13 protein-coding genes and 7 tRNA genes are annotated in these 13,677 nt (G+C 47.7%); 10 read left to right on the top strand and 10 right to left on the bottom strand.

Going from position 1 to position 13,677, the window contains the following annotated elements:
- Positions 1 to 10 precede the first annotated feature (10 nt).
- From AT687_RS06750 to AT687_RS06790, 9 genes are all read right to left on the bottom strand, one after another.
- The gene (locus AT687_RS06750) at positions 11 to 1,111 is read right to left on the bottom strand and encodes a glycosyltransferase family 4 protein (protein ID WP_014302002.1); all 1,101 of its coding nucleotides are present in this window, start codon (positions 1,109 to 1,111) and stop codon (positions 11 to 13) included.
- 17 nt (positions 1,112 to 1,128) lie between these two features.
- Positions 1,129 to 2,070 carry a phosphatidylinositol mannoside acyltransferase gene (locus AT687_RS06755; protein WP_014302003.1) on the bottom strand — a complete coding sequence of 314 codons (942 nt, stop codon included), beginning with the start codon at positions 2,068 to 2,070 and terminating at the stop codon, positions 1,129 to 1,131.
- Positions 2,071 to 2,096: 26 nt separating this feature from the next.
- The gene (gene pgsA, locus AT687_RS06760; RefSeq protein WP_014303494.1) at positions 2,097 to 2,750 is read right to left on the bottom strand and encodes a phosphatidylinositol phosphate synthase; all 654 of its coding nucleotides are present in this window, start codon (positions 2,748 to 2,750) and stop codon (positions 2,097 to 2,099) included.
- Positions 2,743 to 3,327, bottom strand: coding sequence for an ATP adenylyltransferase (locus tag AT687_RS06765; protein WP_003851744.1), 585 nt, complete (start codon positions 3,325 to 3,327; stop codon positions 2,743 to 2,745). The genes pgsA and AT687_RS06765 overlap by 8 nt, the downstream gene beginning before the upstream one ends.
- Positions 3,328 to 3,510: 183 nt before the next feature.
- Positions 3,511 to 5,574 carry a threonine--tRNA ligase gene (gene thrS / locus AT687_RS06770; protein WP_003851747.1) on the bottom strand — a complete coding sequence of 688 codons (2,064 nt, stop codon included), beginning with the start codon at positions 5,572 to 5,574 and terminating at the stop codon, positions 3,511 to 3,513.
- A gap of 188 nt (positions 5,575 to 5,762) precedes the next feature.
- Positions 5,763 to 7,034: a Dyp-type peroxidase gene (locus tag AT687_RS06775; protein WP_003851751.1), complete on the bottom strand. Its 1,272-nt coding sequence runs from the start codon at positions 7,032 to 7,034 to the stop codon at positions 5,763 to 5,765.
- Between the two features lie 42 nt (positions 7,035 to 7,076).
- On the bottom strand, positions 7,077 to 7,691 hold the full coding sequence (locus tag AT687_RS06780) for a copper chaperone PCu(A)C (protein WP_014319129.1): 615 nt from the start codon (positions 7,689 to 7,691) through the stop codon (positions 7,077 to 7,079).
- A 6-nt stretch (positions 7,692 to 7,697) separates the two neighbouring features.
- The gene (locus AT687_RS06785) at positions 7,698 to 8,267 is read right to left on the bottom strand and encodes a copper resistance CopC family protein (protein WP_014303495.1); all 570 of its coding nucleotides are present in this window, start codon (positions 8,265 to 8,267) and stop codon (positions 7,698 to 7,700) included.
- 283 nt (positions 8,268 to 8,550) lie between these two features.
- A tRNA-Val gene (locus AT687_RS06790) sits at positions 8,551 to 8,622 on the bottom strand.
- 287 nt (positions 8,623 to 8,909) lie between these two features.
- On the opposite strand from AT687_RS06790, the gene AT687_RS06795 reads away from it, so the two are divergent.
- From AT687_RS06795 to msrB, 8 genes are all read left to right on the top strand, one after another.
- Positions 8,910 to 8,982 (top strand) — tRNA-Gly (locus AT687_RS06795).
- Between the two features lie 17 nt (positions 8,983 to 8,999).
- Positions 9,000 to 9,071: transfer RNA gene (locus AT687_RS06800), tRNA-Val, on the top strand.
- 33 nt (positions 9,072 to 9,104) lie between these two features.
- A tRNA-Gly gene (locus AT687_RS06805) sits at positions 9,105 to 9,177 on the top strand.
- A gap of 38 nt (positions 9,178 to 9,215) precedes the next feature.
- Positions 9,216 to 9,286 (top strand) — tRNA-Cys (locus tag AT687_RS06810).
- A gap of 7 nt (positions 9,287 to 9,293) precedes the next feature.
- Positions 9,294 to 9,365: transfer RNA gene (locus AT687_RS06815), tRNA-Val, on the top strand.
- Between the two features lie 33 nt (positions 9,366 to 9,398).
- Positions 9,399 to 9,471: transfer RNA gene (locus AT687_RS06820), tRNA-Gly, on the top strand.
- A 54-nt stretch (positions 9,472 to 9,525) separates the two neighbouring features.
- Positions 9,526 to 10,323 (top strand): pyrimidine reductase family protein, encoded by a 798-nt coding sequence (locus tag AT687_RS06825; protein ID WP_014308389.1) that lies wholly within the window; start codon positions 9,526 to 9,528, stop codon positions 10,321 to 10,323.
- Between the two features lie 57 nt (positions 10,324 to 10,380).
- Entirely contained in the window at positions 10,381 to 10,791 is a 411-nt protein-coding gene (gene msrB, locus AT687_RS06830; protein WP_003851760.1) for a peptide-methionine (R)-S-oxide reductase MsrB, read from the top strand.
- Between the two features lie 78 nt (positions 10,792 to 10,869).
- Here the strand turns inward: msrB and hemQ are convergent, their stop codons facing one another.
- Positions 10,870 to 11,574, bottom strand: coding sequence for a hydrogen peroxide-dependent heme synthase (gene hemQ, locus AT687_RS06835; protein ID WP_014319130.1), 705 nt, complete (start codon positions 11,572 to 11,574; stop codon positions 10,870 to 10,872).
- A 206-nt stretch (positions 11,575 to 11,780) separates the two neighbouring features.
- Between hemQ and AT687_RS06840 the strand changes: the two genes are divergently transcribed.
- Together AT687_RS06840 and AT687_RS06845 are read left to right on the top strand one after the other, a co-directional pair.
- Complete coding sequence (locus AT687_RS06840) at positions 11,781 to 12,380, top strand: DUF3000 domain-containing protein (RefSeq protein WP_014303498.1); 600 nt, start codon at positions 11,781 to 11,783, stop codon at positions 12,378 to 12,380.
- Positions 12,381 to 12,398: 18 nt separating this feature from the next.
- On the top strand, positions 12,399 to 13,622 hold the full coding sequence (locus AT687_RS06845) for an HRDC domain-containing protein (protein ID WP_014319131.1): 1,224 nt from the start codon (positions 12,399 to 12,401) through the stop codon (positions 13,620 to 13,622).
- Positions 13,623 to 13,677 lie beyond the last annotated feature (55 nt).

Raw genomic sequence — 13,677 nt, forward strand, 5'->3', positions numbered from 1 at the left:
AACGTCTCTCCTATGCGGCGGTCACGGTGGTGCCATCACACACTGTCTCATAAACCCGCATAATTTCTTTGGAAACATTATCCCAATCGAATTCTTTTGCTCTTTGAGTTCCAGAGGTAACGAGTTCCTGCCCAAATTTGGGATTCTCAATAACGTTTCTCAGCGTAGATGCAAGATCGTCAGCATCACCATTTCGAAATAGTATTCCTGATGGTTGCGGACTCTGTGCATCACACACCGCAGAAAATGCCTCCAAATCACTAGCTACAACGACACACCCTGCAGCCATAGCTTCTACGAGTACGATTCCAAAGCTTTCTCCCCCGCGATTCGGAGCCACATAGATATCAGCTCGTCCTAGAATTTCAGCCTTTTCTTCATCGTTAACTCTCCCCACGAAATCAACTCGAGGAGCCGGCGGATGAGTTCCACCACCGATTACTGTAACCCGTACTTCATGGTCTAGTCGGTCTACTGCACGGAGAAGAATATCTAGACCTTTACGATGTTCATCAAGACGCCCTAAAAAGACAATCTCCGGAATCCGCCCTGACCACAATGGCTTCTTGTCGAGCTCAAACTGTGATGTTTCAACACCATTGGGGATAAGGATCGGATCCCCGCCTAGCATCTCAACCTGCCATCGCCTAGCCATTTCCGATACTGCGATTCCACCACGGATCTTTTCTAATTGACCACGCAAAAATGGCAATGCAAATTTTAGTGCCAATGAGCGATTGCTCGAGGCATGATATGTAGCAACAATAGGACCGCGTGCTACTTTCAGCGCGGCCATGGAAAAACTAGGCGAATTTGGTTCGTGGATATGTAGCACATCAAACTGGCCGCGATTAATAAAATCTCGAGCACGTATAAATGTGCTTGGACCGAATGATAATCTAGCGACTGATCCGTTATATGGGATTGGCAATGACGCACCACCCCTTGTTACAAAATCTGGCAGCTGAGTTGATTCCGAAGCAGGCCCCAAAACTTCAACATGATGCCCTTGCGAAATGAATTTCTCGGCTAAATCAAGCACATGGGCTTGAACTCCACCTGGAGCGTCAAAAGAATAAGGGCAGACAATACCGATCCGCATTGAGGGCATCAAATGCTACGCCTTTCTTAATCGTTTTTTGGTTGCAGTCCTGATTCGTAACGCCGTCGATCCAAATCATTTATCCACAACGGTTGCAAAAGATGCCAATCCTCTGGGTGGGCCTTAATATTTTTCTCCATTATCTGAGCAATTGCCTGAACTCCAGATTTTACATCAGTAATCTCTACAGGCTCAGATAGGCTCAAGCCCCAATCGTCTCCTTCAAACCATGTATGCGCAACATGTAAAGGTGCACCACTATCAAGTGCTAGCTTTACTGCACCGGCGGGCATTCGAGTAGTTTCACCGAAAAACTCGACTTCAACTCCATGAGATGTAAGATCTCGTTCACCCAATAGACACACAGTCCGCCCCTCGCGAACGCGTTGCAAAAGCACAGAATACGGTGAAGTCTCGCTTCCCGTTAGCGGAAGAACTTCAAAACCAAGTGAACGACGATAATTCACAAAAGCACGGAAAAGGGACTCCGGCTTTACCCGTTCTGCCACGGTTGTAAAAGTGCCCACTTTTTTTACAAAATACATGCCGATAAGGTCCCAATTACCTGAATGCGGCAAGACAATAATCATCGGACTATGGGGATTAACTTGCTCCACGCCAACGGCATGGGCATCAACTCGATGAATAACATCAGGATCGCGAGCGATCACAGACAACCGGAATGCTTCGCACCAATAGCGTGCATACGATTGCATAGACCGTTTAACCAACGCTCTATCGACGTTTTCTGCTCCCACTACTCGCGTGAGATTGCGGCGAAGTTGATCCATCCCCCTGCCACGTCGTGAAGCAATCACCGCCGCCGACGAAAATAACCGATATGCCACAGGTTCTGGCAATAGGCGAACTACTTTCCACCCAGCTAGATACGCAGCTGCCGATGCGTGAAGCTTCCATTGGTTAACATTTTGGAATCGCTTATTAGTATTCATACTTGTTGACTTCATAAAAATACTTGGTCTATGTCTGCCCCTTAGAAATTAGGGTGTTCCTTGGCTCCAGCTGGTGCAGCTGTTTTTTCCAAGGCGTTTTCGGATTGAGAAGCGATATAAAGGCGCTGCCCTACAGTAAAAATTGATCCTATAGCCAATAGATAAATTGCAACGTCTACCGCGAAAGGCACACCAAGGCCGGCTAGACCAATTCCTCCCAAGCCCACAATCAGGCGCTCGGGTCGTTCGACCAAACCTCCATTCATGGTGAAACCCGACGCTTCACCTCGGGCTTTGACATAGGAAATAACCTGAGAACAAACCAAAACCACAAATGATGCAACAACTAGCATTTGAGATGCAGCATGATGAAATATCAGCCACCAAGTAATAGCGCCAAACAATGCACCATCAGTAATCCGATCGCAAGAAGCGTCGAGAGTAGCTCCAAACTTCGTTCCCCCGCCTCGCATTCGAGCCATGGTCCCATCTACCATATCGAATGCTGCAAATACGCCAGACAGCACGGCAGCAGCAAATAGATGATCAGTTGGAATTAAAATGACTGCGATCGCGATCGTGATAGCGGTACCTACGATGGTGATGGAATTAGGAGTAAAACCAATCTTGATCAGTGCTTTTGCCACAGGCTCGACGATAACCGCTGCAGGTTTCCTGCCATGGACACTAAGCATGAGCTACTCCTGGGATTCCGTCCATGTCGTTCCACGCTTGCGCGAGCAACGACCGTGTCTTACGCAACAATTGTGGCAATACTTTTGTCCCATCAATAACAGTCATAAAATTCGCGTCTCCAGACCAACGCGGCACAATGTGCATATGGAGATGTTCGCCCACCGAGCCACCCGATGCACGACCCAAATTGAACCCGACGTTGATAGCATCTGGGCGCGATACTGATTTCACAACTTTGATCGCAGCTTGGCCAAAAGCAAAAAGTTCAGAAATTTCTTCGCCAGTAAGGTCTTCCAAATTGGGCTCTTGGCGATAAGGAACAACCATCATATGCCCAGAGTTGTAAGGAAAGAGATTAAGAAGGCAGTAAACGTACTCCCCTCTCGCAACGATGAGCCCATCTTCATCTGACAGCTCAGGGATCCGAACAAAAGGGTTGGTAGAGCCACGTGCATCATCAACGGGATCTTTCTTGATGTACGCCATTCGATAAGGCGCCCATAGGCGTTCTAGACGATCTTCCACGCCGATGCCTTGATCAACGTATGTTTCACCGTTGTCTGGCACTGACCCCATATCTGCTCCTCAACCACCAGTTAGATAACAATGTCCAACAGCAAATTTTGAATCTTACTGTTGTAACTATCTCAATTTCTTACTACACCGTACTTCGTTTATGCACTCAATGAGGGGATTAACCCACGATGTATATGTTGAATACATCGTGGGTTAATCCATAACCATGCAAAGCAACGGGTATTACACCAGTTTTTTCACAGTTTCTTCGCTTGGCTGTTCGTTATTTCGCGAAGAGATCCACTGCGTGATCACGCCGATAGCTTTATCAACAGGAACCCCATTAACTTGTGTGCCATCGAGGAAACGGAAGCTCACCGCATTAGCTTCAACATCGCGCGCACCTGCAAGGAGCATAAATGGAACCTTACCGGTCGTATGATTTCGAATCTTTTTCTGCATACGATCGTCAGAAGTATCCACGCTCGCGCGAACGCCATTGTCACGAAGCATCCCTGTAACTTTCTCCAAATGCTCAGAGAAGGAATCTGCCACTGGGATACCAATTACTTGGTGAGGAGCCAACCACACTGGGAATGCACCGGCATAATGCTCCAGCAAGACACCAAAGAATCGTTCGATTGAGCCAAACAACGCACGGTGAATCATGATGGGACGCTTCTTAGAACCATCAGAAGATGTGTATTCCAAGTTGAATCGCTCTGGGAGATTGAAGTCAAGCTGAACTGTCGACATTTGCCAAGTTCTACCGATAGCGTCTCGAGCCTGTACCGAAATCTTCGGCCCATAGAATGCTGCTCCAGCGGGATCCGGAACCAGGTCTAGACCAGATTTAGTTGCTACCCGCTGCAGAATCGACGTAGATTTTTCCCAAATTTCATCAGAACCAACGAACTTGTTCGGATCCTTGGTGGAAAGCTCAAGATAAAAGTCATCCAAGCCGTAGTCACGAAGGAGCGAAATAATGAAATCGAGTACTGATGTGAGCTCTTGCTCAAGTTGATCCTCAGTACAGTAAATGTGAGCATCATCTTGGGTAAAACCACGTGCACGAGTAAGTCCGTGGATTACGCCAGATTTTTCATAACGGTAAACCGTACCGAACTCAAAGAGGCGCAGAGGAAGCTCACGGTAAGACCGACCACGCGATGCGAAGATGAGGTTATGCATCGGGCAGTTCATAGGCTTTGCATAGTAGTCCTGAGCCTGCTTTACGACGTTTCCTTCTTCGTCAACCTCACCATCAAGCTGCATAGGAGGGAACATGCCGTCAGCATAGAAATCTAGGTGACCCGATTTCTTGAACAGATCGCCTTTAGTGATGTGCGGGGTATTAACAAAGGAATATCCTGCGTTGATATGACGACGGCGAGAATGTTCCTCCATCTCTAGACGAACAATTCCTCCATTGGGGTGGAACACCGGAAAACCAGATCCGATTTCATCTGGGAAGCTGAACAAGTCAAGCTCTGCACCTAGACGACGATGATCGCGCTTTTCAGCCTCGGCCATCATCAGCTGGTATTCTTCAAGCGCTTCTTTAGACTCCCACGCGGTGCCATAAATGCGCTGCAAACCTGCTAGAGATTGATCGCCACGCCAATATGCTGCTGACGATCGTGTCAAAGCAAATGCTGGAATGTACTTGGTTGTCGGAACATGGGGTCCGCGGCACAGATCGTACCAATCCACTTCACCTGTACGTGGGTTAACGTTGTAATAGCCTGTGAGATCACCAGCGCCAATCTCCGTAGCCTCATCCGAGGCTGGATCAACGTTTCCTTTATCGCGAATCAGCTCAAGCTTATAAGGCTCGTTCTTTAGAGCTTCTTCAGCCTCGGCAACCGATGCGAAAATTCGACGCTCAAATTTTTGCCCTTGCTTGACGATTTTCTTCATTCGTTTTTCAAGCTTTTGAAGATCTTCCGGAGTGAAAGGCTCTGCAACATCAAAGTCATAGTAAAAGCCATTTTCAATCGCTGGACCAATGCCCAACTTTGTTCCTGGGAATTCTGCTTGCACGGCTTGAGCCAACACGTGAGTACACGAGTGGCGGATGACTGTACGTCCATCTTCAGTATTAGCAGGAACTGGAGTGAACTTACTATCTTGCTCAGGCACAAAAGACAGATCACGCAGTGTGCCTTCACTATCCTTTACACAAACGATCGCTTCAGGACCTTTATTAGGTAGCTCCAGTTCCCGCATAGCAGCGCCGACCGCAACGCCTGCAGTCACGACGAAAGGCTGGTGGGGGTTGGGGGCTGCCTCAATGAGATGTGCCATTTAAAAAAATGCGCTCCTTACTTGCGCTCATGTTTAAACGTCATACCTGGACGCTCAAACGTTCCGACAATAGCTCGATTTTCACTCATCAAAATAGTAAATGTCCACGGAAATCTTCCGAGGACATTTATGATCCATTTAAACTCGGTACTTTTCGACGCTTTGCTGCTTATAGTACCGCGAATTGACTAGGAATCGAACAACGCGGCACCCCAAATGGAAGCTTCCGTTTTCTTTTGATCGGTGCCTGGGAAAATCGCGTACACCGCAGAACCGATGTGTTTGATCCACTCATTCAAACGATCGCTAGCGTCTAAGCGCTGTTGAATCGGAATGAATTGTTTACGTGGATCCTTTTGGAAACAACAAAACACAAGGCCGGCATTCGATAGCTGATCAGTACCAACCATCGGGGTTTCATTGTAAGTATACGCACGCCGAAGGAGCCGCTGATTAGGCAAATCTGAAGGTGGCGTAGCTAGTGCCATGTGGGAACGAGCGTCAATCTTCGGAATACCATATTCATCAACTGCCTCATAGTCAGCAGAATCGTGCTCCTTTCCACCGCTTAGTGGGGCCCCTTCTACGATATCGCGACCAATTGCAACTTCTCTGGATTGCCGATCCAGACGCTCCCAAGTGTCCAAATTCATTGAAATACGCCTTACAACCATGCACGTTCCACCGTGCATCCAACGTGGGGAATCATCTTCATTGTCAATCCAAACCTGCTTATCAAATTCTTCAGCAGTGTGAGGATTAATGGTGCCATCTTTTTGGCCAAAAAGATTTCGCGGAGTTTCGCCTTTTTGCAAAGTACCCCGAGCGTTTAAAAATCCCTGTTGAACCCATTTAACTTCAGCGTAATCAGATCCCGATCGGGTCATATGCCGCATGGCGAAAGCTGCGGTCATAGGGTCATCTGAACAAATCTGTAGCACAAGATCCGTTTGCCCCCAACGCGGATCAAGTCTATCTTTGGAAAAGACTGGAATATCTTTGAGCCATGCGGGCTTCATTTCCGACTTTCCGAGAATATCGAATAGCCGTGCGCCAGCACCAGCAGTAATTGTCAAACGTGAAGGTGACGAAGTCATCTCGGGCTCAAGGCTACCCACTGGGTTTCGCGCCTGAGTTAACTCCCGAGCATCCTCGGTCCACAGGGTCAACAAACGTCGCACTGCAGCAGAATCCACTCCCGCACGGCAATTAAGTCCCAGCACTATGAGGTGCGATTGTGCTGGAGTGGCAATTCCAGATTGATGGATGCCGTCGAATGGCTCTATTTCTTGGGCAACTGTTTGATCTACACCCACAGCATCTGCATCATGCGCAGGCTCTGTGCACGCACTTAATGCTCCTGCGGCTGCAACTCCAGCTGTACCAGTAAGAAATCCACGGCGACTCATCTTAAGATTTTCGCCTAATGATTTAACACTAAAACGTGGAGTTTCGGCCATTTTCAGTAACCTTTCCTCAACTAGAGATTCGACGGCTTAATTTTATTTATGGCTATGATCGTGCTTCATTGTGTCACTGGTTCCGTGATCCATGTGAACCGCACCGTCTGCCCCGTAGTTTTCGTCGCCAGCGCCCAACTTTCGAACTGGAATATCCTTGACGTCAACTGTGGTGCCATCAGATAGTTCAAGTGTGACGGAAACAGTGTCACCAGCAACAACTGGCTTGTCAACGCCCATGAGCATCATATGATCTTTGCCTGGCTCCAAGGTGTAGGTTCCGCCAGCAGGAATAACAAATCCACCTTCTTTTTCTCTCATGACTCCGTCAACAACCTCATGAAGTTGATTCATCTTGGCGTTAATGGAAGAACTAAATCCCACAACCGTGACATCCTTGTCAGAGTGGTTCATAATTTCACCAAAAATACCAGTCATGGATTTTCCGTCTTCCATGGAGCGAACATATGGGTTCATCATCATGACAGAATCGGCACCCATGCTCATAGAGTTGGTTTCGGAAGCAGCCGCAGCAGCAGATGATGCGGTATCAACCTTCTTCTCAGAATCAGATTCAGAGTTAGAACAAGCTGTCAAAGCGATTGAAGCCATGGCTAAAACAGCAATAGCGCCCTTAATGCGACGAGATGTAGACATAATAAATTATTTTCCTTTCCGGGAGTTACGTCGTGCAACTAAAAAAATAGAAACAATAGCTAGTGCAATTAATGTGATTCCGCCTGCGGCGAAAGTTACCGTCGAACTAAGCCCTTCAGAGGTTGTGGGTTTCAATTCACTTTCTGCCGAAACTTCACTAGAACCATTCTCTTGCGAAGGATCAACATAAGTGAACGTAGTTCGCCCTTTGGTGGAGTGCCCATCCGATGAAGTGATCTGAAAGCCAATTAGATACTCACCTGCTTGCTTTTCGATGTTCGAAGGCAATGTGAAGCTCACAACCTGCCCGTTTAGATGAGGCTCACCTCGATACAAAACTGTCGAATCAGATTTCCGACTCAATGCAACAGTATTGAAGTCCTTTTTAGGAATACCCGAAAAGGTTAGTTCGACGGTTGTCGGGAATTCCGTTACTTTTGCACCATCTTGCGGGTTGGAAGATATAACAACGTCGTGAGCAACGACGGGTTGCTGGAGCAAAAAAAGACCTGTTAACGCACCTATGGAAGCGAATTTAACGCCCTGCCACGTGCTACGTACACATTGACCCTTCACAAATTCACCACTCACATCAGAGGAAATCGACACAACTATCGCAGGCACAAAATCGTTAAAATTCAAAGCCTGCAATACAAGTCGTTCAGAGAATTGAAAAAGTTCCGAACCAAGTCGTATTTTTCAAAACATCGAAACGGTTGGACAACATTCAAAAATCTAAGAAGACCTATTGCGCCAAGAATAGCAATATATCTCCCCCAACTTAGATAACAGCAAAGCAACTCGACTCATATCAAATTAAAAAAATTCCCACACCAATTAGTGTGGGAATCGAATTATGTGGTCCTAGCTGGGATCGAACCAGCGACCTTTCCGGTGTGAACGGAACGCTCTTCCACTGAGCCATAGGACCAGCTTCAACTCATTGTCGAACGAAGATCAATGTAGCACGATTCTAATCAAAACCCAATCTCTTCTCTATATCTCTATATAGAGTACAGTTCAGCACACTCCTCCTTCATTCAGATCGATACAATAACTCGCCACCAAACTTTTACAGATATGAATAGTCGACATGTCCGTGTAATCAATTCTGCTTAGCCATACCCGCAGTTTTACTTTCATTTTCCCCTACTGACTGCGGATTTGCACTAACACGTACCATCGGGCTAAAGTTTCTTCTCGCAGCACAGTTTGCATGCGGATGTAGCGCAGTTGGTAGCGCATCACCTTGCCAAGGTGAGGGTCGCGAGTTCGAGTCTCGTCATCCGCTCAACGCTTAGAGCGTCTGCGCGTTTAGCTCAGCGGGAGAGCGCTTCCCTGACACGGAAGAGGTCACTGGTTCAATCCCAGTATCGCGCACAAGCCTTGTTTTCAGGCTTTAAACGAAAACATGCGGATGTAGCGCAGTTGGTAGCGCATCACCTTGCCAAGGTGAGGGTCGCGAGTTCGAGTCTCGTCATCCGCTCTGGTATTTTTAAGTACCTTCCGAGGCGGCAACGCCACGGTGGAATGGCCGAGTGGTGAGGCAACGGTCTGCAAAACCGTGCACACGGGTTCGATTCCCGTTTCCACCTCATACCCGCGCGTTTAGCTCAGCGGGAGAGCGCTTCCCTGACACGGAAGAGGTCACTGGTTCAATCCCAGTATCGCGCACAAGCCTTGTTTTCAGGCTTTAAACGAAAACATGCGGATGTAGCGCAGTTGGTAGCGCATCACCTTGCCAAGGTGAGGGTCGCGAGTTCGAGTCTCGTCATCCGCTCAATTAAACCGGCTTAACGCCGGTTTTTTTATTTTCCTAGTAGTGTTAACTGACATGCAGCGTGACTCCGCATCTTCCAGCACAGTAACTACCGACCAAATTGTTTACGGGGCTCTTCCTCTCACCACGATCAACGAACCAGAATGCCGCGCTATTGCGATTACATCAATCAATGGCTCCGCCACTTTATCGGGAGTCTCCGGTCCAATGGGTGACCAAACAGATGCAGACTTACTAATACAACTACGAGGATGGGCAGATGCGATCGTCGTGGGCGCCGAAACTGCTCGAAAGGAAAACTACGGTCCTGTAGTGCTGCCACATGGGATCAAGAATCAAAGGCAAAAGCTAGGCCGCTGCGGTTTACCTAAACTTACACTTTTGAGTAAATCTTTATATTTCGATTTCTCCTCCGAACTATTCTCCCCTGACCTACCATCAGAATTATCCCCACTCGTTATAACTCAACAACCTGCCAACACTTCCGAACAATGGGACCAGCGCTTACAGAAGCTTATTGACGTAGGCGTGGAGGTCATCGTGGCACCTACTAGCACAAACCCACTAAAGATTGCTTTCGATGCTTTGCATGCACGGAGATTGAAAAAAATATCTATTGAAGGTGGCCCCTCAGTTTACCGCCAGGCGTTGTCTTTAGGAATCGTCGATCGTCTTCATTTAACGATTGCCCCCAATATCATTTGCCCAGTAGAAAGCCCTCTTTTCGGAAAAATATCTGACGACTCTTTTACCACTCGCCTTGTGCTAGAAATGCTATCTTCCTCCCCTAATGGATTAATATTTTTACGCTATAAAGTAATTCGCGACACATTAGGGAATCCCACGCAATAAATAATTCAGCTCATGAGTTGTAGCCAATACACAATTCCGACAAACTAAGGACAAGCGATGACAAATTTTAAATTGATCACCGACACCGAATGGCGCCAGCGACTCAGCAGCGAAGAGTACCGTGTTTTGCGCGAAGCAGGTACCGAAGCACCTCACACTGGGGAATACACCAACACCACTACAGAGGGCATCTATTCGTGCCGTGCTTGTGGCACCGAGCTTTTTCGATCAACAGAAAAGTTCAATTCCCATTGCGGATGGCCTTCTTTCTTCTCGCCATTAGCTGGCGATAAGGTCATAGAACGCACAGACACTTCTCATGGTATGGTTCGCACTGAAGTAATCTGCGCAAACTGCGAATCTCATTTAGGACATGTCTTTGCAGGTGAAGGTTACGATACCCCCACAGATCTGCGCTATTGCATTAACTCTGTGTGCTTAACTTTGATTCCTGCAGAAGAAAGCTAAGGCACTTATCTTTAAACATTTAAAAGCGTGGGGTCAGCAACTCAAATGCTGCTGGCCCCACGCTATTACCATCTTGTACTACGGCAAAACGTTGACAAGTTCTGATACCTCAGACACTCTACGACCCGTAAAAAATGGGGTTTCTTCACGAACATAAAGACGAGCCTCCGTATAACGCATCTTATGCATGAGATCTACAATCCGATCGAGCCGTGGCGCTTCGAATGCAAGCATCCATTCATAGTCACCAAGCGCAAATGCTGGAACGGTGTTCGCACGAACATCTGGGAAATCCCGTGCAGCTTGCCCATGCTCAGCTAGAATTTTGCGACGTTTTTGCGGATCCATGATGTACCAATCATAAGAACGTACGAATGGATAGACCGTAATCCAATCCCCTGGTTTCTCCCTCATGATAAAGGATGGAAGGTGTGAGCGATTAAACTCTGCTGGCCGATGAAGTGAGTTGCCCAACCAAGCAACTTCGGAAACTTGCCCCAGCACTGTTTCTCTCCGGAACCTAGCAAAAGCGGCTTGAATTTCTTCAAATTCCTCAGCAATCCACCAAATCATGAAGTCCGCTTCAGCACGACAACCCGCTAGGTCATAAATTCCTCGAACTTCGACTTTCCCAGCAGTCTCTAGGCCGTCAAAAAAACTTTGGGCTTGAGCAATGATTTCTGTACGATCACTCCCCAATGCGCCAGGAATCGCACGGAAAACAGCAAACTGCGAATAACGCTGCATGCTATTTAATTCTTCGAAATTGAGCTTCTCAGCCATGTATCATCTGCCTGTCTTAACCTAGAACTCCGGTGCTCAACCGCTACACCGACTTTGGATCGAATTCGCCTTTTGACCAATTCACTTATCCATCCTAAGTTTGATCCACAACTTGGTCAAAGTTTATTCCCCTGAAGTAACAACGTTCCGCTAAAAATCGGCGCGCCTCCGACCAAACCCAAGCTGTCCTTATTAGGTTGTGCGATGTGACTGAAAACCAAGCAATGCCCATTATTGCCTCAGAAAGCTCTCACGAATCCATCCCTCAAGATTTTATGGACGCCGTGGAATCGATGCATAAGGCTCAGCTCCGACCAGAGATCTCCTTAGGCACGATTCGCCCACCGCAACGACTAGCACCTTTTAGCCACGCAGTGGGACTGGAGGTCAGCGGGACTTTGTCTGATGATTCGCAAGGCGACGCCTTCGGTCGGCTTATCCTCCTGCATGACCCAACATCAGACGAATCGTGGGACGGATCGATGCGATTAGTTGCTTACATTCAAGCCGATATGGATGCATCTGTAGCAAACGATCCCCTTCTGCCCGATGTTGCCTGGCAATGGCTTACAGAAGCTCTAGATAAAACCCATGCTGATCACACAAATCTCGGCGGAACTGTAACTGCTACAGCATCAGTTCGCTTTGGCGAAATTGGTGGACCTCCTCGGGCATACCAAGTTGAAATGCGCGCATCTTGGACGGCAACAGCAATTGATCTTGCACCTCATGTATCAGCTTTTGCTCAAGTGTTAGCAAATGTAGCCGGACTGTCTCCCGAAGGTACGACAAGTATCTCCCGATAACCTAAACTTTTTACTGCTATGGCACTTTTAGTCACTCAACCGAGTGAGGGATTACCCCCGCTCGCTGCAACTTCTCGGTCGATTTACGAGGCAGCTTATCAACTATCTCAGGGCACTGGCCCTTTCGCAATTGATACTGAACGCGCTGGAGCTTATCGTTATGATGACCGCGCTTATCTCTTACAGATTCGTCGCGAAGGAAGCGGCACAGTACTTATCGACCCAGAAGCTAATCGACGATTAGTCACATCTGTACTAGGCAAGGTAATAAACAATCAACCGTGGATTATCCATGCCGCGGCAACAGACCTCCCCTGTCTTTCCGAGTTAGGTTTCTACCCCAGTACAATTTTCGATACTGAATTAGCAGGAAGACTCGCTGGATTGCCGCGAGTTAATTTAGCGTCCATGCTCGAAGAGCGCTTGGAAGTTACCCTCAAAAAGGCACACGGTGCCGAAGACTGGTCACGTCGCCCGCTTCCCCACAGTTGGCTCGTTTATGCAGCCTTAGACGTCGAGAAGCTCATTCCACTTGCAGAATCCATGAAACTCCTCCTAGAGGCTCATGGAAAATTAGAATGGCACAGACAAGAATGTGCGCATCTCATAAATACAAGCAGTCATGGCTTAGACACACAGCGTAGCTGGCAAGATATGAAGGGGGTAAGCCGTCTTACCCGACCTCGGCAGCTAGTCGTTGCCGAAGCCCTCTGGGAGTTACGCGACGATGAAGCTCGTATGAAAAATACATCCGTATCTCGCTTGTTGCCGGACAAAGTACTGATTTCCGTTGCACAGCGTCCACCTCGCAATTCACAAGCTGCTCTACGTGCCTCAGAGATTCCTAAACAGTACCGTAAGCGGATCGCTCGTTGGATGCCGACGATCAACGATGTTTTGGAATCCGATCCACGCACTTGGCCACACACACCACAATTCGATGAGAACCAGTTGCCATCAAAGTACGTTTGGGAAAAGATCCATCCCGAATCTTTAGATGACTTTGAAGAGGTAAAAAATTCCATCGTTGAAAAGGCGCTACTTCTAAATCTTCCAGCAGAAAATCTCATGCAGCCCCACTCGGTTAAAGAATTATGCTGGCAACTTCGAGATGTACCACGACCGATCGCACAAGACGATGTAATTGAATGCCTCATGAGATTGGAGGCACGACCTTGGCAAATCGACAACAGTGCGTCAGTAATTACAGATACACTCAACAAAATTGAGCACGCCTCATAGAGAAATACAGGGACGAGCCTAGATTCCAAAAAATCAAGGCCCGTCCCTCACTTAC

Origin of the sequence: Corynebacterium diphtheriae, from assembly GCF_001457455.1 — a bacterium.
Classification (GTDB): domain Bacteria; phylum Actinomycetota; class Actinomycetes; order Mycobacteriales; family Mycobacteriaceae; genus Corynebacterium; species Corynebacterium diphtheriae.